Below are 25,875 nucleotides of genomic sequence, written 5' to 3'. Positions count from 1 at the left end.
GGGCCGCGCGGGCGCCCGTCTGTCCGCTTGGGGTCGGCCTATTCGGCGTCGGCCCACACGTCGCGCGCGACGGTGCGCACCAGGCCGAGCTTCTTCCACTGGTCGTCTTCGGTAAGGACGTTGCCCTCTTCGGTCGACGAGAAACCGCACTGGGGGCTTAAGGCCAGCTGGTCGAGGGGGACGATTGCGGCGGCCTCTCGGATGCGGGCCTTCACGGTCGCGGGGTCTTCGAGCTCGCCCGACTTGCTCGTGACCAGGCCGAGCACGACGCGCTGGCCGTCGATGTAGCGCAGGGGCTCGAAGCCGCCGGCGCGGTCGCTGTCGTATTCCAGGAAGAGGCCGTCGACCTTCAGGTGGGGGAAGAGAATCGGCGCGATGGGGTCGTAGCCGCCCGACGAGAACCAGGTGCTGCGGAAGTTGCCGCGGCAGCTGTGCAGGGTGACGGCCAGGTCGGCCGGCTTGTCGCGCAGGCTTTCGTTGATGAGCTCGACGTAGGTGCGCTCTAAGGCGTCGAGGTCGATGCCGCGGTCGGTGTAGGCCTGGCGCTTGCCGGCATCGCACAACTCGCCCCAGCTCGTGTCGTCGAATTGCAGGTAGCGGCAGCCGGCGTCGTAGAAGGCGGCTACGGCGTCGCGGTAGGCGGCCGCCAGGTCGGCGAAGAGGGCATCGGCATCCTTGTAGCGGTCGATGGGCTTATAGGCGGCCTCGCGCACGCAGCACATAAGATGGAGCATGGCAGGGCTGGGGATGGTCTGCTTGGCGAGCGTGTCGCCGGCGGCTTCTTTGGTGAAGCGGAAGTGGTCGAGGAAGGGATGGTCGCCGAAGCCGATCTTGTCGGTGATGAGCGTGGTGCGGCCTTTGGGTTTGTTCCCCTTGAAGTCGACCGACCAGTGGTCGGCGCTCACCTCGTCGACGCCTTCCAGGCCCACGAGGAAATCGAGGCTCCACATGCTGCGGCGGAACTCTCCGTCGGTCACGGCGTGCAGGCCCGCTTCCTTTTCCTTGGCGATGAGGGCGCGGATCGCATCGTCTTCCACGGCGGTAAGTTGAGCGCGGTCGATCGTGCCGGCAGCGAACTGGGCGCGGGCTTCCTTCAGCGCGGCGGGGCGCAGGAAGCTGCCGACGATGTCGTAGCGAAACGGAGGCGTGAGGGTGGTCATGGGAGTTCCTTTCCCGCAGCGCGCCCGGAAGGCGATGAGTCAGAGAAGTCTGGTCCCCTTGACGTATCGCCGGTGATGCGCCGCGTGTGTATGCGTTGGCATAGAGGGTACCCGCACGCGGTCGATACGAGTCCTGCGCAATTCCGATGCGGGATTATCTCTTTTGAAGATAGGTTGCCGTTACGCACCGCGCAGACGAAACGTGCCCCGGAAGGCGATGCCTCCGGGGCACGTGGAATACGTATGCGGCACGCGGGCGCTAGGCGGTAAGGAACCCGTGGGCTTCGAGCACGCGCAGGATGTTGCGGCCTTCTTCGGTGCCGTGGATGATCTGGCGGGCTCGCTGGCTGTCGCCGATGTTGTAGACCACCGTATCGGTGCCGGCGAAGTGCGCTTCCAAATCGTCGAGGAGGGGGTGGTAGCTGCGCATGCCCATGGCCACGAAGCCGTAGTCGAAGGGCAGCTCTTCGAACTCGCCGTCGGGCTTTTTCACCACGAAGGAGCGGGGGCGCACTTCGGTCAGGCCCGTGTGGTAGAGCTTGCGCACCTGGTAGCGGTCGAGCTTTGCGGCTACGTCGTTCTTGCTGCAGGGGTCGAGCTGCATGCCGAAGGCGGGCGAGAGGTCTGCGACGGTGACCTGGGCGCCGCGGGCCCCGAAGAAGCCCATCATGTCCATGCCGGTGGCGGCTCCGCCGATGACGACCACGCGCGATCCGGTCATGTCGTCGGGGTAGCTGTCGATTTCGTCGAGCATGCGGAAGGCGCTCGAGATGCGGCCGCCCGGTGCGTCGACGAGCTCTTTGAGCCCGGGAATGGGAAGCTCGAGCGGGTGGGCGCCGGTGGCGTTGACCACGATGTCGGGCTTGAAGGCGGCGACGAGCGGAAGCGTCGCCTCGGTGCCGGTGAGGACGGCCAGGTTGTGCAGCTTGGCGGCACGGTGCTGCAGGTAGGTGGGGAAGTCGCGCATGCGGGCCTTTTCGGGAATGGCCGAAATGCGCAGGTTGAGGCCGCCGATCTGGTCTTCCTTTTCGATGAGCACGGTTGAGCAGCCCACTTCGGCGGCCGTGCAAGCCGCTTCTGCGCCTGCGGTGCCGCCGCCCACGACGACCACGTTGCAGGGCTTTTCAACCCTGCGGGCCGTGTACTCGTCGTTGTGGATGAGGTCGGGGTTGACCGTACAACGGATGGGCTGGTTCAAGCCGATGCGGTGGCCGGCGCAGCCGATGTTGCAGGAAATGCACTTGCGCAGGTCGTCTTCGCGGCCTTCGGCGACCTTGCGGCACCACTGGGGCTCGGCGATCAGCCCGCGGCCCATGCCCACCAGGTCGGCGTCGCCAGAGGCGAGCGCGCGTTCCACGGCGGCGGGGCTGCGGAAGTTGCCCATGGTCATCGTGGGTTTGCCGGTGGCTTCGCGCACGGCGCGCGCCATGTAGCTGCGCCAGCCGTCGGGGTAGAAGTCCATGTCGATCTGCTTGCTGATGGCGCCCGCCAAGCCGGCCGACACGTCGAACAGGTCGACTTCGGGTAGGTAGGGCAGGTAGGCGAGCGTGTCGTCGAGGGTATTGCCGCCTTCGGTGAACTCGTCGCCGCAGATGCGCATGAGGATGGGGACGTTGGGGCCGACCGCGCGGCGCACCTCTTCGGTGACCAGGCGCGCGAACCGGGCGCGGTTTTCGGGGCTGCCGCCGAACTCGTCGGTGCGATGGTTGGTGACCGGGGAGAGGAACTGGCTGAGCAGGTAGCTGTGGCCGCCGTGAATTTCCACGCAGTCGAAACCGGCTGCGATCGCGCGGCGGGCGGCTTCGCCGAACTTTTCAACGACGTGCATGATTTCATCGTGCGTCATAGGGCGGGGCACTTCGCCGCCCGGCTTGCTGGGGATGTCGCTCGCGCTGATGGGCTGGCAGCCGATGCGCGATTCCATCGTGGCGGCGCCGGCATGGTTGAGCTGCACCGACATCTTCGCGCCCCATTTATGCACCGTGTCGGTGAGCCGGTAGAGGGCCGGCATGAAGCAGTCTTGGTCGATGCGCAGCTGGCTTGTGCCGTTCGACGCCATGGGGTAGTCGATGCAGACGTTTTCCAGGATGAGCATGCCCGTGCCGCCTTTGGCGCGCTGGGCGTAGTAGGAGATGTGCTCGTCCGAGATCTCGCCCGATGCCTTGGCGAGGTTGCTGCCCATGGGGCACATGACGACGCGGTTGCGCAGCGTCATGCGTCGCAGGGTGAAGGGACTGAAGGTGGTGGGGTAGTCTTCTTTCATGAAACGCCTCTCTCCCAGAGTAAACGGTGTGCCCGATGCGATTGCTCGCGTGCGTCTCAGGGAGATTATACGGCGCGTGCACGGGGACTTGAGAGGGTTCGATCTATTGAAAGAAGGCACGTGAACGGGGCGAACCCATTCAACGGCGCAGGGGCGGGTGGCGCGTGGGCGTATTCCGGTGCGCTGGCTCTACTCGGTGCATCGTCCCCCTGCGAGGTGCCGGCTCCACGCGATGTCTCGGCCCCAGCACCTGTGCCGTTCCCGCGCACGGCGTGCAGAATTCTCTTCTACGGGGCTTGACCATCGGCGCGCTAGCTCTATACTGAAGTCAACATATGAACAGATGCTCATATGTAGTGAAAGGATTGCACATGTCCGACGATTCGGTCAATGACCCCCTGGCCCGCGCGGCGGCCGACCTCGTCCGTTCCGCCGAGCGCATCTCCCATGGGGAAGACTTCGTCGACCGCGTGGCGGATGCTGCCGACGCAGCCGAAGGCGAGCGTCCGGCGGCACACGGCGACGCGGCGGTCGTCCCCGCGACCGACGCCTGCGAGGCCCGCACGCCCGGGCGGGCCTGCTGCGACCAGATGCCCGACGAAGAGGTTCTCTACGATTTGGCCGACCTCTTCAAAGTCTTCGCCGACACCACGCGCATCAAGATTCTCTACGCCCTTATGGTCGAAGACCTCAACGTGTCCGATCTGGCGGAAGCCGTGGGCGGCGTGTCCCAAAGCGCCGTGTCCCATCAGCTGCGCATCTTGAAGCAGGCCCATCTGGTGCGGTTCAGACGCGAAGGCAAGCAGGTCATCTACGCGCTTTCCGACGACCACGTCTACGCCATGCTTTCCCAAGGCCTTTCGCACATCTGCGAATAGCGCCGCTCGTCCCCCCCCCGACCGTTAATCAGCTTCCAGAGAAAGGAACCCCCATGCGTAAGGTCATCAAGCTCGACGGTGAGATCTGCGCCAACTGCGCGGCCAAGATTCAGAGCAAGATCGAAAAGCTCGACGGCGTGCACAGCGCCTCCGTCAACGCGATGATGCTCAAGTTCACGCTCGACGCCGACGACGACAAGTTCGACGACATCCTGCAGCAGTCGATCAAGATCTTCGACGACATCGAACCCGACTGCGAGGTGCTCGCCTAGCCGGCGTCCGCCCCCCGCCCCGCTTGCACGCAAAGGATCCTTCATGAACACGCACGCCCTCACGAAAAAGCAGCGCAAAACCCTCAAGCGCATCCTTGTCGCGCTTGCGATCTTTTTCGTGCTCGAACTGCTCGCCAACGTCGCGCACGTCTTCGACGCCTTACCCGCCGGCTGGGGCCTGTGGGCCCAGTTCGCCCTCTTTTTGGTGCCCTACCTGCTGGCCGGCTACGACGTGCTCGCCAAAGCCTGGCACGGCATCGTCCACCGGCAGCCCTTCGACGAGAACCTGCTCATGGCGATTGCCACACTCGGCGCCTTCGCTTTGGTCTTCTTTCCCGAAGCTGAGCCCCATATGGCCGAAGGCGCGGCAGTCATGCTCTTCTACCAGGTAGGCGAGCTGTTCGAAAGCTACGCGACCAACAAGACGCGCAAGTCGATCGCCGCCATGATGGACATCGCCCCCGACTTCGCCAACGTCGAGGACGACGAGGGCAATCTCGTACAGGTCGATCCGGCGACGGTGGCCGTGGGCGATGTGATCGTCGTCAAGCCCGGCGAGCGCGTCCCGCTCGACGGCGAGGTCGTGGAAGGCAAAAGCCAGCTCGACACGAGCGCGCTTACCGGCGAGAGCGTGCCGAGCGTGGTCGAACCCGGCGTGGCGGCCATCTCGGGCTGCATCAACATGACCGGCGTGATCCGCGTCAAGGTGAAGGCCCCCTACGCCCAATCGACCGTGTCCCGCATCCTCGAGCTGGTGGAGAACGCGAGCGAGAAGAAGGCCCGCACCGAGCGTTTCATCACGCGCTTCGCCCGGTATTACACCCCGATCGTGGTGGGGCTCGCCGTCCTCATTGCCGTGGCCAGCCCCTTCTTCGGCGAGACGCTCACGGCGAGCGTGCAATCGGCGCTCATCTTCCTGGTGGTGAGCTGCCCCTGCGCCCTGGTCATTTCGGTGCCCCTGTCCTTCTTCGGCGGCATCGGCGCGGCGAGCCGCATCGGCGTGCTCGTGAAGGGGTCGAGCTACATGGAAACGCTCGACCGCGTCGAAACGGTTGTCTTCGACAAGACGGGCACGCTCACGAGCGGCACCTTCAGCGTGGTGGCGGTGCACAACGAAGACCATATCGACCCCGACCTGCTCCTGTCTTACGCGGCCCACGCCGAAGCCTATTCCGACCATCCGATCGCCCTGTCGGTGAGGGAGAGCTACGAAGGCGTGATCGATCAGACCCAGATCGAGAACGTGGAAGAGCGTTCGGGACGCGGCGTGTCCGCCCTGGTGCGCACCCATAAGGTACTCGTGGGCAACGACAAGCTCATGAACGAGGCCCATATCGACGTGAAGAACTGCGAACTCGTGGGCACGATCCTGCACGTGGCCATCGACGGGGTCTACGCAGGCCATATCGTGATCGCCGACATGCTCAAGCCCGACGCCAAGGAGGCGGTGGCGTCCCTGCGCGCCGCCGGCGCCAAGCGCATCGTCATGCTCACCGGCGACCGCGAAGAAGTGGCGGAGGCCGTGGCCGGCGAACTCGGTATCGACGACTACCGCGCGCAGCTGTTGCCCGCCGACAAAGTGGCGGAAGTCGAGCGCCTTCTGGGCGAGACGACGGACGCGGGCAAGCTCGCCTTCGTGGGCGACGGCATCAACGACGCGCCCGTGCTCATGCGGGCCGACATCGGCATCGCGATGGGAGCCATGGGGTCCGATGCCGCGATCGAAGCGGCCGACGTGGTCCTCATGGACGACAAGCCGAGCAAGATCGCCAAGGCCATGAAGATCTCGCACAAGACCATGGGCATCGTGTGGCAGAACATCGTGTTCGCGATCGGCGTGAAGATCGCGATCATGATTCTGGCCCTGCCCTTCATCGGGATCGCGACCATGTGGCTTGCGGTGTTCGGCGACGTGGGCGTGGCGATCATCGCCATCTTGAACGCCATGCGCGCGCTCACGGTGAAATAGGCCGCAAGACCTGCGCTTGCCGGGCCGGTCGCCTTCACGGGTGGCCGGCCCGTTTTCGCTTCGCGGGCGCCGTGCGCGGCTACAATGGGGCTATGGATCCGATGGCGGCGACATATCTGGTAGGCATCGAGCAGGGTCATCTGTGGATGGCGGCCTGCGCGGCGCTCTACCTTGCCTGGTGGACGATGTTCTTCCGACCGCGTGCTGAAAAGCCCCGCGGAGCCGAGCGCGCGATCGGCGTCGCGCTCATTCTGGCCGCTGTCGTGTGCGGGTGCGCGGGTGCGGTGGGCTTGGCCCGAAGCGCCGCCGGTCTGCCGCATGCGGTCGAAGGTGCGGTGGTCGCGCTTGTGGGCTTTGCCGCCTATGCGGCGTTGGCTGCGGTCACCCGCGCGGTGCTCAAGCGGCCGGTGACCACCGAGCTCGTCCTGATCGTGGCGTGGGCGGCGCTCGAGTGGTTCGTGCTCGACGGTGCTGCTGGCGCGGGTCTCGCCGTAGGGGTGCCGGCGTTGCTTGTGACGCTCGCCTTCCTCTTCAGCATGGCCTGCTACGTGCTCTACTATCGATTCCGAGGTTGGGCGGCTTTCGCCGACGGCTGCGGCCCGCTTGTCGCCGTGGGGGCGATCTCGCTCGCGTTCGTCTTGCTCCTCTAGGCTTTCGGCCGTGCGTTGCGGTGCGCTACACTGCTTGCTTGAGAGAAGCGAGGGATTCGGGCGCGCGGACGGGCGCCTTCAGGGGGTATGCGTGCGATGAAACTGCTGGAAGACCGCATCCGCACGGACGGCGTGGTACGACCGGGCAAGGTGCTTGCGGTCGATTCGTTTTTGAACCATCAAATAGATACCGACCTGCTGCAGGCGATGGCGCGGCAGTGGCACGTGGATTTCGCCGACGCGCAGGTGAACAAGGTGCTCACGGTGGAGGCCTCGGGCATCGCGATCGCCTGTTTCGTGGGCGCGGAATTCGGCGTTCCCGTCGTGTTCGCCAAGCGCAGCTGGAGCAAAGAGCTGGCGGGCGACATGTACACGGCCCGCGTGCATTCGTACACGCACAACAGCGATGCCGACGTTATGGTGTCCCGCCGTTATCTGGGGCCCGACGATCGGGTACTTTTGGTCGATGACTTTCTGGCCAACGGGTGCGCGATGGAAGGTCTCGTGGACATCTGCAGGCAGGCGGACGCCGCTATCGAAGGGGTGGCGATCGCGATAGAGAAGGGCTTCCAGCCCGGCGGCTCCGAGCTGCGCGCTCAGGGGCTGCGGGTTGATTCGCTCGCGGTGATCGACCGCATGGATGTGGGGACCGGCGAAATCTTCTTCCGCTCGGCTTAGGGGCGATGACCCAAGCCGCCGGCGGGCGGCCGCGATTGTGACGACACCCTCCGTCCCCGTGGTCCCACTGGGACAACGGGGACGGAGGGTGTCGTCACAGCGGACGGCGCTTTGCGTTGGGAACGTTAGGCTTGCGTGGGGCCCGCCCACTTGGCGAAGTTCGATGCGTAGGCGTTCAGGTTATCGGCGCTCGCCATGAACCAGCCGTTCTGCTCGGTGAGGCCCTTGATGGGCGTGGGGTTGCAGCCCGATGCCTGGGCGCCCACGTCTTCGGCGGAGAAGGTCTGACCGCAGTTGCGGCAGATGAGCGTGTCGTCTTGCTGCACGTAGTAGGCGTTGGGCGAGGGGTTGCACGACTGGCAGGTGTTCAGGGCCAGACGCGCGGTGCCGTCGCTCGCGCGGATGCCGATTAGCTGCACGGTCGTCCCGTTGGCATCGTAGTTGTAGAAGGTCGCCACGTCGCCGATCTGCGATTCGTCGATCGTGACCATTCCGCTTTCGTCCGGAACGACGGTCTCGAAGGTGTGCTGCACGTTCGACGTCGCCTTGGACGACGATGACTGCGCCGCGCTTGACTGCGAGGGCGCTTGCGATGAGGCGCCGGACGTTTGGGCGCTCTGCACCGTGCAGGCGCTGAGCGCGGCGGCCAAGGCTCCGGCGGCTACGCAGGAGGCAATCAGGCGGGCGGGGGTCTTCAGCTGAACCATGTTCATCCTTTCCTATGACGATGCGTCGGTTACGCGCACCGTGTTGCCGATCATGTGCATCCAGCACGAATAGGGGAAATCGCCCGTTTCGGTGGGCGTGAACTCGATGACGTTGTCGCCCGGCTCGAGCTTTTCGTCGATGCCCCAAGCGGGCATGAGGATCTCGTTGTTGCAGCCGGTGAGGTAGGCGGGGTCGACGTGCACGACCATGCGCACGGGCACGCCTGCGGTCACCTGGAAGTCGGCGTAGGAGTCGAAGGAGAGGTCGAAGGCGACCTGCTGGTAGCCGTCGGCTTGCTCCGCCTGAACGAAGGAGCTGTCGGCTGCGGGGGCGGTCGCTTGGCTCACGTCGACGCCGGCGATCGAAAGGCCGCGCGCGAGCATGCTCAGGGCCAGCACGAACATGAAGGCGCCGGCCAGGTTGGCCACGATCGCGCGCCCACGGCCGCGCAGCCAACCGGCCGCGTAGGCGAAGGCGCACATGAGGGGCATCGTGCCCAGGCAGAAGAGGAACATCGACAGGGCGCCCAGGGTGGGGCTGCCCGTGGAGAGGGCGTAGAGCTGCATGGCCTGCAGAGGGCCGCAGGGCATGGCGCCGTTGGCCAGGCCCACGACGAAGGCCCCGCGCGGACGCGCTCGGCGGGTGCTCGCGGCGCGCAGGCGGTCGAGGGCGGGAAGGTTGACCGCAGGCAGCGAGACGATGCCCGCCATGCGCAAGGACAGGGCGATCATCGCAAGGGCCGCGACGGATATGAGGACAATCTGCGCCGTGCTCGTGAGGCTGATGATGCCGCCGAGCGCGCCGGCAAGGGCGCCCAGGGACGTGTAGGAGATAAGGCGTCCCAGGTTGTAGGCGAGCGGGGCGCGCAGGTCGCGCGGGGCCGACGATTGGGTGGCGGCCAGGTTGACCGCGCCGCACATGCTCAGGCAGTGGAGGCTGGTGAGCACGCCGGTTGCGAAGAGCATGGGAAGGGAAATCGATTGGTCGATCGTGGGGATGGCGTTGAAGATGTTGTAGCCCACAAGGGCGTTGAGGCCTGCGCCCACGGCGACGACGGCTGCCACGAGGAGGGCGAAACGCAGGACGTTGAGCAGGCGGTTGTGGGCCGCGGCCGAAAGCCGGCCCGCGTGCGCGCCGTCGACGCGGTGCGCCGGGCTCGTGAAGTAGCCGGCGTCGATCACGGCTTCCACGGCGCGTTCGAGGCCGGGGGCGGTGGAGAGCGTGCCGTCGTGCTCGATGCGGGCGACGTGCCCTTCGACCGTGGCGGAAACGACGCCTTTCACCTGGGACAGGGCGTTCTCGACCGTCCGCGCGCAGTGGTCGCAGTACATGCCGTCTATGCGCAGAGACGTGGTTGCCATGATTCTCCCGGTCCCTTCGGTCTTTCGCCCCATCATAGAAGAGCCCCGTATACCCATAGGGGGTATACGGGGCTCTTCATCGTTTCTCTAAGAGTGCGGCATCGTGCGCGGTGATATCTTGCCGCATGAAAAAACGCCCGACCGCTGGTGGGCGATCGGGCGTTGTGCGTGGGCGTTCCGTTCCCGTTAATCGGTGAAGTAGGCGACGCCGCTCGCGATGATCGGCTCGACGTCGGCGCCGGGGATGTTGCGGTAGAGTCCCGCGCCGGCGCGCTCGCTGTGGCCCATCTTGCCCAGGACGCGGCCGTCGGGGCTCGTGATGCCTTCGATGGCCATCACCGACCCGTTGGGATTGACCGCAAGGTCCATCGACGGCATGCCGTTGGCGTCAACGTACTGGGTTGCGACCTGGCCGTGCGCGAGCAGGTCGGCGAGCACCTCGTCGGTGGCGACGAAGCGGCCCTCGCCGTGGCTGATCGCCATCGTGTGCACGTCGCCCACGTGGGCTGCGGCAAACCAGGGGCTCAGGTTGCTCGCGATGCGGGTGTGCACGATGCCGCTCTGGTGACGGCCGATCGTGTTGAAGGTGAGCGTGGGGCAGTCGACGTCCATGGGGCGGATGTCGCCGAAGGGCACCAAGCCCAGCTTGATGAGGGCCTGGAAACCGTTGCAAATGCCCAGGATCAGGCCGTCGCGGTTCTGCAGCAGGTCGCGCACCGCTTCGGTCACTTCGGGGGCGCGGAAGAAGGCCGCGATGAACTTGGCGGAGCCGTCGGGCTCGTCGCCGCCCGAAAAGCCGCCCGGAATCATGAGGATCTGGCTCTGCGAAATCTCTTCGGCCAGGCGCTTGGCACTTTCGGCGACGGCTGTGGGCGTGAGATTGTTCACGACGAAGGTGTGCGGGTCGGCGCCGGCGGCCGCGAAGGCGCGGGCGGAATCGAACTCGCAGTTGGTGCCGGGGAAGACGGGGATCGTGACGCGCGGATGGGCGATCACACCGTCGTAGACGAGGGGCAGGTGGTCGGCGCTCGTCACGGCTTCCACGGCCGGCTCCTCTTCGGTGGAGCGGAAGGGGAAGACGTCTTCGAGCGTGTCCATCCAGGCTGCCTCGAGCGCGTCGAGCGAGACCTCTTCGCCGGCGGCGCAGAAGGTGTAGGCCGCGGTGGTCGTGCCGATCTGGCCCACGTAGAGGCTGCCGCGCGCGGCGGGGATGCGGGCGTCGTCGGTGAGTTCGACGTAGAAGGTGCCGTAGCTGGGGGTGAAGAGGTCGCCTGCCTCTTCGTTGTCGTTCAAAGCAAGACCCAGGCGGTTGCCCAGGCACATCTTGAAGAGGGCTTCGGCGCCGCACCCGTAGCCGGGCGTGCTCACCGCGAGGGCGCTGTCCGTGCCGATGAGTTCTTCGACGATCGCGCAGGCGGCCAGGAAGTCTTCGGGGTCGGGGGTGAGGCCGTCCTCTTCGTAGGCGGGCGCGATTTCGATCACGCGGTGGCCGGCGCCCTTGAACTCGGGGCTCGTTGCGCGGTCGACGGTGCCCACGCCGGTGCAGAAGGACACGAGCGTCGGCGGGACGTCGAGGTCTTCGAAGCTGCCGGACATGCTATCCTTGCCGCCGATCGACCCGATGCCCAGGTCGACCTGGGCCATGAGGGCGCCGAGCACAGCCTTGGCGGGCTTGCCCCAGCGCTCGGGCACATTGCGCAGCTTTTCGAAGTACTCCTGGAAGGTGAGGTAGGCGTTCTTGTGCTCGAAGCCGGCGGCCACGAACTTGGCCACGCTTTCCACCACGGAAAGGTAGGCGCCCGTGAACTGGTTCTTTTCCATCAGGTAGGGGTTGAAGCCCCAGGCCATGCCCGATGTGGTCGTCGTGGTGCCGGGCACGGGGAGCTTGGCGGCCATGGCCATGGTCGGGGTGAGCTGGCGGGCGCCGCCGTAGGGCATGAGGACCGTGGCTGCGCCGATCGTCGAATCGAAGCGGTCGGAAAGGCCGCGCTTGCAGCAGACGTTGAGGTCGGACACGAGGCTTTCCATGCGCGCGGCCAGGGTGTCGCCGTCCCAATGGGGCGCGAAGCCCTCGTCTTCGGTCAGATGGACGGCCTGGCTGCGGGTGGCGCCGTTGCTCGCGAGGAATTCGCGGCTCACGTTGACCACGTCGTCGCCGTTCCACACGATGCGCACGCGGCCGGTGTCGGTGACCTTGGCGACCACCGTGGCTTCGAGGTTCTCTTCGTGGGCGTAGCCCAAGAACTCGTCGACCTTGTCGGCGGCGATGGCGCAGGCCATGCGCTCCTGGCTTTCGGAAATGGCCAGTTCGGTGCCGTCGAGGCCGTCGTACTTCTTGGGAACCTTGTTGAGGTCGATGTAGAGGCTGTCGGCCAGCTCGCCGATGGCCACCGACACGCCGCCCGCGCCGAAGTCGTTGCAGCGCTTGATGAGGCGGGTGGCCTCGCCGCGGCGGAAGAGGCGCTGGATCTTGCGCTCGACCGGGGCGTTGCCCTTCTGGACTTCCGCGCCGTCCTTTTCGATCGATTCGACGTTGTGGGCCTTCGACGAGCCGGTGGCGCCGCCGATGCCGTCGCGGCCGGTACGGCCGCCCAAGAGAACGACCACGTCCCCGGGCTGGGGCTCTTCGCGCACCACGTGGTCGGCCGGTGTGGCGGCGACCACGGCGCCGATTTCCATGCGTTTGGCCGCGTAGCCAGGGTGGTAGAGCTCGTCGACCTGGCCGGTGGCAAGGCCGATCTGGTTGCCGTAGCTCGAATAGCCGGCCGCGGCGGTGGTCACGAGCTTGCGCTGGGGCAGCTTGCCTTCCATGGTCTGCGAAACGGGTACCGTGGGGTCGGCCGCGCCCGTGACGCGCATGGCCTGGTAGACGTAGCTGCGCCCGCTCAGGGGGTCGCGGATGCAGCCGCCGATGCAGGTGGCCGCGCCGCCGAAGGGCTCGATTTCGGTGGGGTGGTTGTGGGTTTCGTTCTTGAAGAGGAAGAGCCAGTCTTGGTCCTCGCCGTCGACGTCGACCTTCACTTTCACGGTGCAGGCGTTGATCTCTTCCGATTCGTCGAGATGCTTGAGGATGCCCTTGCTCTTCAGGTACTTGGCGCCGATCGTGCCCATGTCCATGAGGCTCACGGGGCGGTCGTCGCGGCCGAGTTCGCGGCGCATAGCCAGATACCTGTCGAAGGCGGCCTGCACGGTTTCGTCGTCGATTTCGACGTCGGTGAGGTGGGTGCCGAAGGTGGTGTGGCGGCAATGGTCCGACCAGTAGGTGTCGATCATCTTGATTTCGGTGATCGTGGGGTCGCGCTGTTCGCTTCTGAAGTACTGCTGGCAGAAGGCGATATCGGCGAAGTCCATGGCGAGCTCGCGGTCGGAAAGGAAGCGGCGCAGGCCGTCCTCGTCGAGCTCGTTGAAGCCGGCGAGCACTTCGACCGGGCCTGGGGCGGGCTGCTTGGCGGTGAGGGTGTCGACAGGGTCGAGCGAGGCCTCGCGCGATTCTACGGGGTTGATCAGATAGTGCTTGATGGCGGCCACATCGGCTTCGGAAAGGTCGCCTTCCAGATAGTAGACCTGGGCGTTGCGCACGGCGGGGCGCTCGCCCTGGCTGATGAGCTGGATGCATTCGCTCGCGCTGTCGGCGCGCTGGTCGAACTGGCCAGGCAGGGCTTCGATCGCGAAGACCGCGGCGCCCTGGGGGTCGGGCAGGTCATCGTAGACGTTGTCGGCGGGGGGTTCGCTGAAGACGGTGGGAACGCAGCGCGCGAACAGGTCGTCGCTGATGCCTTCGACGTCGTAGCGGTTCATAAGGCGCAGGCCGGTGAGGCCCGTGATGCCCAGGATAGACGTGAGCTCGTGGCGCAACTGCTGCGCTTTCACGTCGAAGCCCGCTTTCTTTTCCACGTACACGCGAGAAACCATGAAGTTCCGCCTTCCTTTGAGCGTGCGTTGCTGTGTGTGCCCACATTATACAAACGCCTGCGGGACGTGCGGATGGGGCGGGCCGCAGGCGATAGGGAATCTGCGCGCGGGTGGACGCGCGCCGCGCGCGGGGCGAGGGGGGCGCACGTGGCCGCCGGTTGAGGGGCGCCCCCTGAAAAGCGCTGCCCCAAGGCGGCGCGGCCTGGTTACGGCGTTGCGGCGAGCGCTCGTTCGCCCTGCAACGAAAAGCGCCGCCCGAAGGCGGCGCGTGCGGCTAGCGTTTCTTTCTCTTGTTTTTGCCCTTGTTCTTCTGGTTGCGGTTGGGGGCGTTTTTGTGGGCGCCGGCTTCGGCCTGGGCGGCGAGCTCCTGTTCGCCGAGCTTTTCCCATTCGCGGTGGTAGCGGCCGTCGGCGTCGTAGAGACGGGGGTCGCGGTGGTTGACCACATATTCGCGTACCTTCTGCTGCCAGTAGGTCACCGCCATGATGCCGGCGAAGAGAACGATGAGCAGGACGCTCTTCCACACGTCGAAGGGCTCGCCGGGGGCGAGCAGGTAGACCAAAAGGCCCACGACGATCACGGCCGAGCCTATGTTGCGCAAAAGCTTGTTGCGTTCGTAGGACGCATCCTCTTGCGCGCGGTAGGCGGAAAGGAGCTCTTCGTCTGATTCGTCGCCGGTGAACGTTTGTTTCTTGGCCATAAGCCCGTGCCGCTTTCTTCTGGGAGTTTGCACACGCGGTTCATTCTAGCGTACGCGGCAAGCGGAGGGCGTGCGCCCGGGCGCTTTGGGACGCAAAGCGCCCCTTCGATTGAAAAATGCAATCGAAGGGGCGGGTTTTCCAAGAATGCGCGGCGCGGTGTGGATGGCGCCCGCGGGGCGCAAGGAGTGCGGGCGCGGGGCGGCGTGGGGTTGCGCGCGGTTGCGCGGCGCGGCGCCTAGTTGTTCTTGGCTTCCAGGCTGATGCGGTCGAGCTGGGCGCGCGTGCTCGCGTCGAGCGAAAGGTGGGCGGCGCCCTTGCGCACCCGTTCCAGGTAGTCCTCGCGCCAGGTGGTGTCGCCGAAGGGCGGGCGGGTCGACAGGTAGATGATCGCGTCGAGCGTGAGGCCGGCGGCCTCGCCTTCGCCGTAGCCGTAGGCGCTGCTGAAGGCGTGAGCGCCGTCGAAGGCTGGGTCGCCGGCGTAGGTGACGCCTACTTCAGTCTTTTCATAGCAGCCCGTGGCGATGCCCTCGTAGCCGTCCATGCTCTCTTCGTTGGCGGCCGAAAGATCCCATAGGGCCCCCTGCACGTGGCTTCCCCGATTGGGAACCACGGTGGCGAAGCCGGCGGAATCCATCTTCAGTGCGTGGTCGGGCAGGGTGGCGACGCCCAGGTATTCGGCCCCGGGGCAGCGATGGGCCATCTGGTCGAAGTCCAGATTCGAACCGTATGCGAAGTACAGCTTGCGTGCCATTGCGTTCCCGCCTTCCCTTGTTCTTGCAGCCGAGCGGTGCGTCATTCCTTGTGTGTGACGGCTCGCGGAAGCGGATGCCGGTGCCGAGTTTGCGCAACGCCGGTGGCCCCGCGGAGCCGAGGTCTATACAACCACGACGCGGGGCCGGGGGCAATGCGAGGGGCTATGGGCGTTTTCGCAGCGGAGTTATCTATTTGTCAGATAGCGGAAAAACGAAGCTCTGAACAGGCCTTTTACACCGTTGCGACGATGCAGAACCAGTCTCCCTGGGTGCGCAGGACGGCGCTTTGGAAGCCGGCGTCCTGCAGGGCGTCGCGCAGGTCCTCTCCCGTGTAGACGGTGATGAAATCGGCGTCGGCGAAACGCGGGTCGTCGGGGTCGCCCATCTCGCAGATGATGAGGAACTGGGCGCCGGGCCGCAGCACGCGCTGCACCTCGTCGAAGGCTCCCTGCAGGTCGGGCCAGAAATAGACGGTCTCGCAGGCGCAGGCGAAGTCGAAGCGGTTGTCGGGGTAGGGCAGGTCGCCCACATCGCCCTGGGTCACGATGCAGCGGCCTGCATTGACGCTCGTGCGGTTGTTCTTCGTGGAAAGGGCGACGCTCGTGGGGGAGTAGTCAACGCCTTCGACGACGCCGTCGGGGCATTGGGCGAGCAGGCGCTGCAGGTTGGCTCCGCCGCCGCAGCCTATGTCGAGCAGGCGGCTGTAGGTGGGCACGTGCACGTGCTGGAAGGCCCAGTCGGCCAGGTCGCGGTGGTGCTCGTTCATCCGCGTGAGCACCTCTTCGCCCATGGCTCCTTGGGGTTTGGCGGCGTTGCGCAGGTAGGCGTCGGATGGTTGTTGCTGGGACATGTTAGGCTCCTTGCGTTTGCGTGGGTTTCTTGATTTGCGTGTAGTGGGGAGCTCCCTCGACCTGGTCTTTCTGCGAGAGCAGGAAGACCGTGGCCATGATGAAGATAAGCCCTACGAGGTCCATGGGGGCAAAGGGCGTGCCCAGCCAGAGGACGGCGCAGGCGGTGGCCGTGACCACCTCGACGCTGGCGAGCATGCTCGTGCGCGAGGGCCCGATCAGGTAGAGGGCGCGGAAGTAGAAGGCGAAGGCGGCGACCGTGCCGAGCAGGGTGAGCCCAACGATGAGTGCGATCCAGCCCGACGGGGCCATCGCGGGGGCGCTCGTCCAGGGGTGCTGCCAGACGGCCATCATGACTCCGCCGATGACGAGCGCCCAGGCGAGCACAGCCAGGTTGTCGTAGGTGCGCAGAAGGGGCTCGGGCAGAAGGGTGTAGAAGACCATCGACAGGGCCGAAATGCCTCCCCAGATAAGGGCGCGTCCGGTAAGGGTGAGCTGGGTGGGGTCGCCGTGGGTGGCGAGGAAGAAGACGCCTATGACGACGCAGACCACGGCGGCGAGCTCCCGCTTGCTCGGCAGGCGGTGCTGGCGACGGCAGACGATCAGCATCACGAGCACGGGGCCGGCGTATTCGAGCATGGTGGCCGTGCCGGCGTTGGAGGCGTCGATCGTCATCAGGTAGCTGAACTGGGTGAACGACAGGCCGAATACCGAAAAGGCGGCGACACGGGCGATGTCTTTGGGCCTGCGCATGGGGGCCAGCACGCGGGGGCCCAGCTTGACGGCGGCGATGAGCATCATCACCGCACCCGCGACGACGATGCGCATGGCGGTCACCCAGATGGGGTCGGCGCCCTCCGTGGCGAAGATGAATTGTGCGCAGGAGGCCGAAAAGCCCCAGAGCATGCCTCCGAGCAGAGCGAGCAAGACGCCGCGCACCTGGGAGGAACCCGTGCGTTTCATCGTGTGCTCCCTTCGGCGCGGCGACAGTGGTAGTCGAAGGCTACCGACGAGGGCTCGACGATGTCGGTGTGCGCGAAGATGCGCTCGCTCGCCAGGGCGAGGAACTCGTCGGCTAGGGGGGTGAGCGGCGCCCCCGCCCGTTTGATGTAGCCCACGTTCATGACCTCGTCGGTTTCAAGGGACACCGACGCGATGCCCTGCCCTTCGGGAAAGACCCCGGTGAAGATCGTGTAGGCGTCGTCATGGCGGGCGAGCACGCTTGCAAGCGTGCCGTTGTCGCTGAACAGGACGTTGCGCGTGTGCGGGATGGCCTCGAGGGGCTCTTCGGAGTAGTAGGCAGACGATTCGGCCCCCTGCTCGTGGGTGAACCGGCACAGGCCGGCGAGCTCTTCGGGGCGCACCGAGGCGCGTGCGGCCAAGGGGCTCGTCGCGCTCGCGAACACGTGAGGGGTCGCCACGAACAGGGACGTGAATTCGGCCCCCGCGTTGTCGAGCATCCGCTTCATCACGCGGTCGTTGTAGTTGCTCAGATAGATGACCCCCAAGTCGCTCAAGCCCTTTTGCACGTCGCTCACGATGTCGGACGTGTAGGTTTCGCGCAGGGTGAACGAGCTGGGGTCGTCGGCGCGGTGGGCGGCGAGGAAGTCGCTGAAGGCGTCGACGATCACGATGTAGTGCTGGGACGATACCGAAAAGCGCGCCTCGCGGGCGGGCCCGCCTCCCCCGTAGCGCGACACCATGAGATCTGCTTGCTCGATGATCTGCTTGGCGTAGCCGAGCAGTTCGATGCCCGGGGGCGTGAGGATCATGCCGTGGCTCGTGCGCTCGAAGATCTGGGTGGATGTTTCCTGCTCGAGCTCTTTCACGGCAACCGAGATGCTCGATTGCGACACGAACAGCTTGCTCGAGGCGGCACGGAGCGAACCGCATTCGGCGACGGCGATGAGGTACCTGAGTTGCTGAAGTTGCATGCGCGCTCCTTTCTTGCTGGGGACGTGCCCCATCATACCGTGCGCGCCGGCTTCTGCATCGTGAAGCTTTGTTGGATGCCGGGCCCCTGCCTGCGCCGGGTGCGCGCGGTGCTGGCGGCTCTGGCCGTGGCGGCGGTGGTCGTGGGGGTAGCCGGGGGGTCGGGCGCCTTCGCTCCCCAGCCTGCGCCCGATCAGTCGATGGGCGAGGCGCCGGCCCAGGATGCAGGCGCATCGACCGCGCAGGATGCGCAGGGGGATTCTGGCCAGGCGTCGGCCGACGACACGCGCGCGGCCGATTTCGCCGTCGACCCCCAGGCGCAGACCCAATGGCGCACCAAGACCGACGGCACGAAGACCATCTGGCTCACCTTCGACGACGGTCCGTCGGCCAACACCGAAAAGGTCCTCGACATCCTCGACCGCTATGGCGTGAAGGCCACCTTCTTCGTGACCAACGAAGAACCCTCGTATGTCTACATGATCAAAGAGGCCTACGACCGCGGTAACACGATCGGCCTGCACAGCTACACCCACGCGTACTCGATCTATGCGAGCGAGGACACCTTCTTCAACGACCTCGACCAGATCGGGGCCGTGGTGAAAGACCAGATCGGGTATGTGCCCTGCTTCATCCGCTTCCCGGGCGGCGCGTCGAACACCGTGTCGGCCAAGTACAGCAAGGGCATCATGACCAAGCTGACCCAGGACGTGCAGGAGCGCGGCTACCAGTACTTCGACTGGAACATCAGCTGCGGCGACGGTGCCGCCGGCCATACCGCCGACGAGCTTGCCGCCTACGCGACCGACAACGCCGACTATACGAACGTGATGCTGCTCATGCACGATTCGGCCGGGCATGAGGCGACGGTCGACGCCCTGCCGGCGATTATCGAGCACTACCAGCAGGAGGGCTATACCTTCAAGGCCATCGATCGTACGGCGCTCGCCAGCCACCAGAAGGTGAACAACTAGCTTTCGTAGACGATCGAGCCGGTTTGGCGCACGTCTTCGCCCAGATTGCGCAAGAGCGCGTGGAAGGCGCTCGACGAGGCGTCTTCTTTGAGCGCGCGGACGAGCGGCCGGCAGCGCGCGTTCTTCGCGACCGTCGCGTCGAGCCAGACGGTTTGCAGGGGAACGAATGCCACGTCGGGGGTGAAGGCGGCAGACCGCTCGCAGACCACGCCTACGTCCGCCCGGCCGGAAGCGACGTCGTCTATGACCGCCCGGTCGTTTTCGCAGACCCGCGCGTAGCCTTCGATCGCCTCGCCGCGCGCGTCCATCGAGATGATCTTCTCGTCGAGCAGGACACGGGCGGCCGAGCCCAGGCGCTGGTTGGCCAGGGTGACGCCGTCGCGCAGGAGGGCGCCCCACGAGGCGATGCGGTGGGGGTTGCCTGCCGCGACGACGAAGCCGAAGGTGCGCGGGACGATCCTGATGACGCAGACGGCCGCGCCCGGAGCGAGCTTTTCGGCGAAGGGGACGTTGCAGGCGTTGGACCGATGGTCGTAGAGCTGGGTGAAGGCGACGTCGGCCGTGCCGAAATAGAGGCGGGCGAGCGACTGGTAGTCGCTTTCGTAGGCGTGTGCGGACGCCAGCCCTGCCGTGTTCATGCGGTTTGCGGCGATGTCGCTCACGATGTCGGTGCCCAGGATGCGGAAGGCCCCGTTCGCGCCTGGAGCCTCGGGAAAGGCGGGACCTGCTTTCAGCGGAGAGCCTGAAGCGGGCGCACGCCTTGCGTCGGCGGATGCCGCGGGGGAGCCGCAGCGCAGGCTTGCGGCGTACGCGTCGACATCCGCCCGGTTGAACAGGAGCTTTCTGCCGATGCGGTATGAGGGCAGCTCTCCCGATTTCGCGCGTTCGTAGACGGCGTTCTTCCCCATATGGAGCAGAGCCGCCACGTCGGCCGCTTTGAGCGGTTCTCGATCGAGTGTCACAGGGTTCCCTTTCTGCGACCGTATTATTCTGATTTGAGAACAGTATACGCCAGTCCCGTCGCGTCGTGCGGAGGGCGCGCCCTGCACGCTTGTGCGCGTCTGGTGATGAACGGGGGCGAACGGCGACGGCGAATGTGAAGAAGCGGGTGACGGGCGTGGCGTGCGGCGCCGCGCTTGCTATCGTGCTTCTATCGAACCGACAGGCGAACCGAAGGAGCACGCCATGAAGATTTCCGCTCGCAACCAGCTCAAGGGCACCATCAGCAATGTGAAGGCCGGTGCGGTGAACGGCGTCGTGTCCATTCAGATGGGCGACAACGTCATTACGGCCGACATCACCATGAACGCCATCGAGGATCTTGGTCTGGAAACCGGCAAGGAGGCCATCGCCATCGTCAAGGCATCGAACGTGATGTTCGCGACTCAGAAGATCGCCGGCATCTCTGCGCGCAACCAGCTCGAAGGCACCGTAGTCTCCGTGAAGGAAGGCGCCGTGAACGGTCATGTGAAGCTCGAGCTTTCCGACGGCAGCATCGTGTTCGGCTCCATTACCAATGACGCCATCGAATCGCTTGGTCTCGCCGAAGGCGAGAAGGCCGTTGCCCTCATCAAATCGACCGATGTGATGGTGGGCGTCGAATAGGCGGATGCCGTTGAGGCGAAGCCGAACAGGGACGAACCGTGACGAAACGGGATGTCTATTGTGGCCTCTGTCCCTTCTCGCGCGAAAGGCATGCGGGAGGATGCAGAGTGATGCCTACCGTATGACGGTGCAATCCCTATAGGCACCGTAAGGCGTATCGCCCATACGCCGGCGCCCTCCCTGGTTCCCGGAGCCGCCGGACAGAGGACCCTCGGCCCCGCGCCGGGGGTCCTTTTGCGTTTGGGGCGCGGCGCCCGCAGCCCCCTTTGTGAGAAATCAACAGTTTGTTGAGCTGATTAGGGCGCATCTGCCCCTTGGAGTAAAATCGCAACCAATATAAAGGGGCGTGCGCTGGGGCGCGCGTCCCGGGCTTGCGATCGAGGAGTCCCCTTTATGGCTATCGTGGAAACTGATATTCAGCGTGAGAATCGCGCCCGTATCGTCGCCTATTTCGAATCGGGCTGCGCTACGAAGGGGGACCGCTATTACGATGACGATGGCTTCCTCGACCGCCCGGGCTACTTGGGCGTTGAAGTGGAGCATTTCCTCATGCGCACGAGCGACCAAGAGCCCCTCTTCTACGAGCCCCATGACGGAATCCCCGGCGTGCGCGACGTGCTCGAGCATTTGGCCGCCTACTACCCCCAGGTGACGCGCAATGCCGCGGGGGATATCTTGGGCCTTGCCAACGAGAGCGGCAACATCACGATCGAGCCGGCCGCCCAGCTCGAGATTTCCATCGCGCCCCTGGCGCGCCTGAGCGACATCGCGAAGGCCTACAACGACTTCCGCGGCTACGTGGACGCCTTCCTTGCCCCCTATGGGTGCTCGGTTGCCTGCCAGGGCTACCGCCCCAAGACCAAGGCTCTCGACATGCCCCTGATTCCCAAGCAGCGCTACGCCTTCATGGACCGCTATTTCCATGAGCTGGGCACGCATGGCGAGCGCATGATGCGCGGCAGCGCGAGCACCCAGGTGTCGATCGACTACTTTTCCGAAAGCGACGCGGTGCGCAAGTTCCGCGTGGGTACCGCCCTCGCTCCGATCCTCGCCTTCATCTGCGATAACACGCCCGTGTTCGAAGGCGAGAAGAACGAAGAGCCCCTGGCGCGCATGGCCCTGTGGCGCGATGTCGACCCGCATCGGTGCGGGGTCATTCCCGGCACCTTCAGCCGCGGGTTCGGCTTCGAGTCGGTGGCCAACTACCTTTTGCACAATGCGCCCATTTTCGTGACGCGCGCCAAGGCCGCGCACCCGGATGATGCGCGGGTGGAAGAGGTGCGTTGGGTGGGCGACGAGCGCGCTATGGACGCCTACGGCGACGCCCCGCTTGCCACCGAAGATATCGAGCACCTCATCTCCATGTTCTGGACCGACATCCGTCTCAAAAGGTTCGTGGAGATTCGCCCGGCCGACTGCATGCCCGATGTGGGCGTGTTGGGGTACGCCGCCCTCGTGAAGGGCATCTTCTATTCCCCGGCGAACCTGACGGCCATCGAAGACGCGCTCGGCGTGCAGGGCGATTTCTGGCCCCTTTCCGATTCGAGCGTAGAGATGGCGATCGCCAAAATCCGCCAACATGGCAAGAACGCCGCGGTGTACGGCCACTACGTCTACGAGTGGGTCGAGTTCCTCTTCAATATGGCAAACGCCTCGCTCGAAGAGGAAGAGGCCGTCTACCTGCTGCCCCTGCGGGCGCATGCGCTCGAGGGCGTGCCGTTCGCCTAGGTGCCGAGCGCCTTTCGCTAAACCGTTGCCCAGATGCCATCGCGCCGTTGCGCAGCGCGCGATAGAGTGGGGGCGCACATGGTAGGGGTGCGAAGAGGGTGTTGACGATGGAATTCGAAGAACTGCCGACCCAGACGCCGGAAAACCTTGCGAGTTTGGTGCTCATGGCCGAAGACCGCGTGACGACGCGGACGATCGTGGATGACGAACATATGGTCTGCGAGCTCATTGCCGTGCCGGGCGGCGTGGAACTGGCCCCGCATATCTATCGGGGCGATACCTTGTTTCTGGCGCTCGAAGGCCGAGCTGATCTTTCCTACCCCGATCATGCCGAGCGCATGGAGCAAGGCGACGCGATCGAGGTGCGCGCGGGTGAGGCCTGCGTGGTGGCGGGAACGTGCGGCTCGCCTGTAAAGCTGCTGCGCATGACGATTCGTTGAGCGCTCCTTCCCCAGAGCGCCCTTTGTGCACGCGTGTAGCACGAACAAACGTTCTATAAGTCCTGTTTACGGTTCACGTAAACAGGTATATTCAGCTATACTGAGCTCCTTCTGAAGCGAGCAAGGAGGACGTATGGACACGGAAGAACGAACGCGAGCGCTGGCCCGCACGCTTGCGGGCATGCAAGGGGAGCTCGACGAACTCGTGCGCACGCTCGAATCCGTCGAGCACGAAGCCGCCCTCGTCGGCGTTGAATACGAGGCACGGGTCGGCTGTTGGGAACGACGGCGCTGGGAAGCCGCCGAGCGCTTCGCGCGAGCGCGCGCTAAGGCTCGGGTGCATGCTGGGGGCTCATCGCAGTCCGCCATCGACGAAGACAATGGGGGCGTACGCCACGCGCGCCTGTCTGCCAAGGCGACCGGTCGCGCCCCGCAGGCATCCCTGGGCTCGGCGCGTCGCGGCGACCGTGCGGCAAGCACTTCCGGCGACCTTCGCGATCTGCAGGCGCAGGTCCTGATTGCAGGGGCTGCGGTGAGCGTGGTGCGCGAGCGCATCGCCTCTCTTCGGTCGTCGGCTCCTTACTGCTATCGGGAATGGTTGGCCGACGACGCGGCGGTGAACGAACGGGTCGACCGCCTGCGCGACGACATCGCGGGCTTCGAGGCGGCGACGGCGGTCTACGAACGCGCGATTCGCTAAAGACGAGGCAGAAGACGGGCGGTCGTCGTGCATCCCCTGTGGGGCTTACGGGGCGTGCCTTCGGCGCGACGACCGCTCGTGGCCAGAATGTTTCCGAATCGCTAATACTTTGCCGTCTTTCTAACTCGTGTACTCCACTCTGATAAAGTCACCAGGAACGACTGAAGAGAGGAAGGAACGACTATGGCAAAGAGCACGTTTGCCGAAAAGCTGCGCAATATCGGCCCAGGCGCTCTGGTCGCCGCCGGTTTCGTGGGCCCGGGCACGGTTACCACCTGCACGGTATCGGGCGCGAGCTACGGGTACACCTTATTGTGGGCCCTCCTGTTCGCGACGGTGGCGACGATCATCTTCCAAGAGATGGCGGCCCGCGTGGGCATCGTGACCGGAAAGGGCCTCGGCGAGAACATCCGCGAGCGCATTACGCATCCGGTGCTGAAATGGATCGCGATCATCGTGGTGATCATCGCGATCTTCATCGGCAACATCGCCTACGAAACGGGCAACGTGACGGGCGGCATCCTGGGCATCCAGGCCGTTTTCCCCAGCGCGTCGATGGTCGCCATCGCCGTCGTGATCGGCATCATCGGCTTCGCCATGCTGTGGATCGGCTCCTACAAGGTGGTCGAAAAGATTCTCACCGCCATCGTGGTCTTCATGGGCGTCGTCTTTCTCATCACCGCTTTCGCCTCCCCCGTCGACTGGGGTGCGGCGTTGGCGGGCCTGTTCACGCCGACCCTGCCTTCCACCGAACAAACGGGCGGCACCTCGCCCATCCTGGTGGTTACCGGCCTTATCGGCACGACGATCGTCCCCTACAACCTGTTTCTGCATGCATCGGGCGCGGCCGAGCGCTTCAAAGACCCCGAACAGGTAGCGGATGCCCGCTTCGACGCCGTCGTCTCGATCGGCGTGGGCGGCCTCATCTCGATGGCCATCCTCATCTGCGCCGCCGCCAACATTCACGGCACGGGCGTCGCGGTGACCAACGGCAAGGACATGGCGATCGCGCTTCAGCCCCTCATGGGCGAATGGGCGACGGTCATGATCGGCCTGGGTCTGCTTGCGGCCGGCTTCTCGAGCGTGCTCACCGCGTCACTTTCGGCTGCCTATGCGGTCAACGGCGTGCTCGGCTGGGGCAAGACGATGAAAGATTTGAAGTTCAAGGTCATCTGGATCATTGTGCTCGTTTCGGGCGTTTTGATGGCGGTGGCACTTGGCAAGAGCCCCACGCAGCTCATTCTTACCGCCCAGGCGGCCAACGCGATTCTGCTGCCCATCATGGCCTTCTTCACGATTTACTGCGCCAACGGCGCCGATCTGGGCACCTGGCGCAACCATGCCTTCGCGAATACGGCGGGCGTGGTCATCGTGATCGTCACGCTCTTCATCTGCTTCCGCAACATGTCGAGCTTCATCGCGTCGGTGAGCAAGTTGATCGGCGCTTAGGTTCCGCTTATACGTGCGTACGCGGCGCGCCCCGACCGGTGGTTCCGGCCGGGGCGCGTCTGCGTTTGAGGCGGGACGAACGAGCCCCCGCCTGCTTGGGCTCGCTTAGCCGCGAGCGGGTGGGGCGATGGTGATGCCCGCTTCGGCGAAGGCGGCGCGCAGCAGGCGGACGAAGGCGAGGGCGCGGTCGTTGTCGCCGTGGGTGCAGATCGTGTCGGCTGCTACGTGGATCGGCGTGCCGGATGCGCTTTCGATCGTGCCCGTCTGCACGGCGCGCAGGGCCCGCTGGGCGGCGAAGGTCGCATCGGTGATGACGGCGTTGGGCTCTTTGCGGGGCACGAGCGTGCCGTCGTCGGTGTAGGCGCGGTCGGCGAAGAACTCTTCGGCGACGCGCAGGCCCGCCTTCCTGCCCGCGCGGGCGAGCTCGCTGCCGGCAAGCGCTACGAGGACGAGCCCTGCATCGGCGTCATGCACGGCCGCGGCGATCGCCTCGGCAAGGGCGGGGTCTTTGGCCGCCGTGTTGTAGAGCTGGCCGTGAGGTTTCACGTGGTGCAAGGCGGCGCCTTCCGCATGGCAGAAGGCGGCAAGCGCGCCGACCTGGTAGAGCACGAAGGCGTAGGCTTCGTCGGGGGAAAGCGCCATGTTACGGCGCCCGAATCCCTGCAGGTCGGGATAGCCGGGGTGGGCTCCCAGGGCGACGCCCGCCTCATGGGCCCTCTGCACGGTGCGACGCATGACGACGGGGTCGCCCGCGTGCATGCCGCAGGCGATGTTGACGCTCGATACAAGGGGGATGATGTCGGCATCGCGCCCAATCGTGTAGGCTCCGAAGCTTTCGCCCAAATCGGCATTCAGATCGACGTTCATATGAGGACAGCTCCTTTTCAATCGGGGG

General features: G+C 65.4%; 23 protein-coding genes. 11 read left to right on the top strand and 12 right to left on the bottom strand.

The features are described from left to right. Window positions 1–38 precede the first annotated feature (38 nt). Together BN3270_RS04745 and BN3270_RS04740 are read right to left on the bottom strand one after the other, a co-directional pair. Window positions 39–1,160, bottom strand: a complete 1,122-nt coding sequence (locus BN3270_RS04745; RefSeq protein ID WP_058986013.1) for a 5-methyltetrahydropteroyltriglutamate--homocysteine S-methyltransferase — start codon at window positions 1,158–1,160, stop codon at window positions 39–41. Between the two features lie 259 nt (window positions 1,161–1,419). Further along, on the bottom strand, window positions 1,420–3,423 hold the full coding sequence (locus tag BN3270_RS04740) for an oxidoreductase (RefSeq protein WP_058986012.1): 2,004 nt from the start codon (window positions 3,421–3,423) through the stop codon (window positions 1,420–1,422). Window positions 3,424–4,013: 590 nt separating this feature from the next. Between BN3270_RS04740 and BN3270_RS04735 the strand changes: the two genes are divergently transcribed. The 5 genes from BN3270_RS04735 to BN3270_RS04715 all read left to right on the top strand — a co-directional run bounded on the left by BN3270_RS04735 (window position 4,014) and on the right by BN3270_RS04715 (window position 7,870). Then, complete coding sequence (locus BN3270_RS04735; protein WP_058986799.1) at window positions 4,014–4,301, top strand: ArsR/SmtB family transcription factor; 288 nt, start codon at window positions 4,014–4,016, stop codon at window positions 4,299–4,301. Between the two features lie 53 nt (window positions 4,302–4,354). Continuing rightward, window positions 4,355–4,573: a heavy-metal-associated domain-containing protein gene (locus BN3270_RS04730; protein ID WP_058986011.1), complete on the top strand. Its 219-nt coding sequence runs from the start codon at window positions 4,355–4,357 to the stop codon at window positions 4,571–4,573. A 43-nt stretch (window positions 4,574–4,616) separates the two neighbouring features. Continuing rightward, the gene (locus tag BN3270_RS04725; protein WP_058986010.1) at window positions 4,617–6,542 is read left to right on the top strand and encodes a heavy metal translocating P-type ATPase; all 1,926 of its coding nucleotides are present in this window, start codon (window positions 4,617–4,619) and stop codon (window positions 6,540–6,542) included. 92 nt (window positions 6,543–6,634) lie between these two features. Beyond that, window positions 6,635–7,192, top strand: a complete 558-nt coding sequence (locus BN3270_RS04720) for a hypothetical protein (RefSeq protein ID WP_058986009.1) — start codon at window positions 6,635–6,637, stop codon at window positions 7,190–7,192. Between the two features lie 96 nt (window positions 7,193–7,288). Continuing rightward, complete coding sequence (locus BN3270_RS04715; protein ID WP_058986798.1) at window positions 7,289–7,870, top strand: xanthine phosphoribosyltransferase; 582 nt, start codon at window positions 7,289–7,291, stop codon at window positions 7,868–7,870. Window positions 7,871–7,995: 125 nt separating this feature from the next. Here BN3270_RS04715 and BN3270_RS04710 read toward each other — a convergent pair whose 3' ends face one another. The 8 genes from BN3270_RS04710 to BN3270_RS04675 all read right to left on the bottom strand — a co-directional run bounded on the left by BN3270_RS04710 (window position 7,996) and on the right by BN3270_RS04675 (window position 18,086). Then, entirely contained in the window at window positions 7,996–8,577 is a 582-nt protein-coding gene (locus tag BN3270_RS04710) for a Fe-S-containing protein (protein ID WP_058986008.1), read from the bottom strand. Between the two features lie 12 nt (window positions 8,578–8,589). After that, complete coding sequence (locus tag BN3270_RS04705) at window positions 8,590–9,939, bottom strand: urease accessory protein UreH domain-containing protein (RefSeq protein WP_058986007.1); 1,350 nt, start codon at window positions 9,937–9,939, stop codon at window positions 8,590–8,592. 186 nt (window positions 9,940–10,125) lie between these two features. Next, window positions 10,126–13,851 (bottom strand): phosphoribosylformylglycinamidine synthase, encoded by a 3,726-nt coding sequence (locus tag BN3270_RS04700; protein ID WP_058986006.1) that lies wholly within the window; start codon window positions 13,849–13,851, stop codon window positions 10,126–10,128. 274 nt (window positions 13,852–14,125) lie between these two features. Then, a complete protein-coding gene (locus BN3270_RS04695; protein ID WP_058986005.1) occupies window positions 14,126–14,551 on the bottom strand; it encodes a hypothetical protein in 426 nt (141 codons plus the stop codon). Window positions 14,552–14,787: 236 nt separating this feature from the next. Continuing rightward, window positions 14,788–15,303 carry a gamma-glutamylcyclotransferase family protein gene (locus BN3270_RS04690; RefSeq protein WP_058986004.1) on the bottom strand — a complete coding sequence of 172 codons (516 nt, stop codon included), beginning with the start codon at window positions 15,301–15,303 and terminating at the stop codon, window positions 14,788–14,790. A 233-nt stretch (window positions 15,304–15,536) separates the two neighbouring features. Further along, the gene (locus BN3270_RS04685; protein ID WP_058986003.1) at window positions 15,537–16,154 is read right to left on the bottom strand and encodes a class I SAM-dependent methyltransferase; all 618 of its coding nucleotides are present in this window, start codon (window positions 16,152–16,154) and stop codon (window positions 15,537–15,539) included. Between the two features lies 1 nt (window position 16,155). Further along, on the bottom strand, window positions 16,156–17,115 hold the full coding sequence (locus BN3270_RS04680; protein WP_058986002.1) for a DMT family transporter: 960 nt from the start codon (window positions 17,113–17,115) through the stop codon (window positions 16,156–16,158). Next, complete coding sequence (locus BN3270_RS04675) at window positions 17,112–18,086, bottom strand: LysR family transcriptional regulator (RefSeq protein ID WP_058986001.1); 975 nt, start codon at window positions 18,084–18,086, stop codon at window positions 17,112–17,114. Before BN3270_RS04675 ends, BN3270_RS04680 begins: the two co-directional genes overlap by 4 nt. 24 nt (window positions 18,087–18,110) lie before the next feature. Between BN3270_RS04675 and BN3270_RS04670 the strand changes: the two genes are divergently transcribed. Beyond that, window positions 18,111–19,058 (top strand): polysaccharide deacetylase family protein, encoded by a 948-nt coding sequence (locus tag BN3270_RS04670; RefSeq protein WP_271711927.1) that lies wholly within the window; start codon window positions 18,111–18,113, stop codon window positions 19,056–19,058. On the opposite strand, the gene BN3270_RS04665 is transcribed toward BN3270_RS04670, so the two are convergent. Then, window positions 19,055–20,020, bottom strand: coding sequence for a substrate-binding domain-containing protein (locus BN3270_RS04665; protein WP_058985999.1), 966 nt, complete (start codon window positions 20,018–20,020; stop codon window positions 19,055–19,057). The genes BN3270_RS04670 and BN3270_RS04665 overlap by 4 nt on opposite strands. Before the next feature lie 223 nt (window positions 20,021–20,243). On the opposite strand from BN3270_RS04665, the gene BN3270_RS04660 reads away from it, so the two are divergent. The 5 genes from BN3270_RS04660 (at window position 20,244) to BN3270_RS04640 (ending at window position 24,980) form a co-directional block, all read left to right on the top strand. After that, window positions 20,244–20,663 carry a TOBE domain-containing protein gene (locus BN3270_RS04660; RefSeq protein ID WP_058985998.1) on the top strand — a complete coding sequence of 140 codons (420 nt, stop codon included), beginning with the start codon at window positions 20,244–20,246 and terminating at the stop codon, window positions 20,661–20,663. A 393-nt stretch (window positions 20,664–21,056) separates the two neighbouring features. Beyond that, window positions 21,057–22,391 (top strand): glutamate-cysteine ligase family protein, encoded by a 1,335-nt coding sequence (locus BN3270_RS04655; protein ID WP_058985997.1) that lies wholly within the window; start codon window positions 21,057–21,059, stop codon window positions 22,389–22,391. A 107-nt stretch (window positions 22,392–22,498) separates the two neighbouring features. Continuing rightward, window positions 22,499–22,831 carry a cupin domain-containing protein gene (locus BN3270_RS04650; RefSeq protein ID WP_058985996.1) on the top strand — a complete coding sequence of 111 codons (333 nt, stop codon included), beginning with the start codon at window positions 22,499–22,501 and terminating at the stop codon, window positions 22,829–22,831. 133 nt (window positions 22,832–22,964) lie between these two features. Then, on the top strand, window positions 22,965–23,531 hold the full coding sequence (locus BN3270_RS04645; RefSeq protein ID WP_058985995.1) for a hypothetical protein: 567 nt from the start codon (window positions 22,965–22,967) through the stop codon (window positions 23,529–23,531). Window positions 23,532–23,714: 183 nt separating this feature from the next. After that, on the top strand, window positions 23,715–24,980 hold the full coding sequence (locus BN3270_RS04640) for an Nramp family divalent metal transporter (RefSeq protein WP_058985994.1): 1,266 nt from the start codon (window positions 23,715–23,717) through the stop codon (window positions 24,978–24,980). A 105-nt stretch (window positions 24,981–25,085) separates the two neighbouring features. Here BN3270_RS04640 and BN3270_RS04635 read toward each other — a convergent pair whose 3' ends face one another. Then, complete coding sequence (locus BN3270_RS04635) at window positions 25,086–25,847, bottom strand: LamB/YcsF family protein (RefSeq protein ID WP_058985993.1); 762 nt, start codon at window positions 25,845–25,847, stop codon at window positions 25,086–25,088. Window positions 25,848–25,875: the final 28 nt, after the last annotated feature.

Origin of the sequence: Hugonella massiliensis (assembly GCA_001486445.1) — a bacterium.
In the GTDB taxonomy this organism is placed as follows: Bacteria; Actinomycetota; Coriobacteriia; order Coriobacteriales; family Eggerthellaceae; genus Hugonella; species Hugonella massiliensis.
Note: the sequence above shows the minus strand (reverse complement) of the source record. Positions and strands in the feature narration are given on the sequence as shown.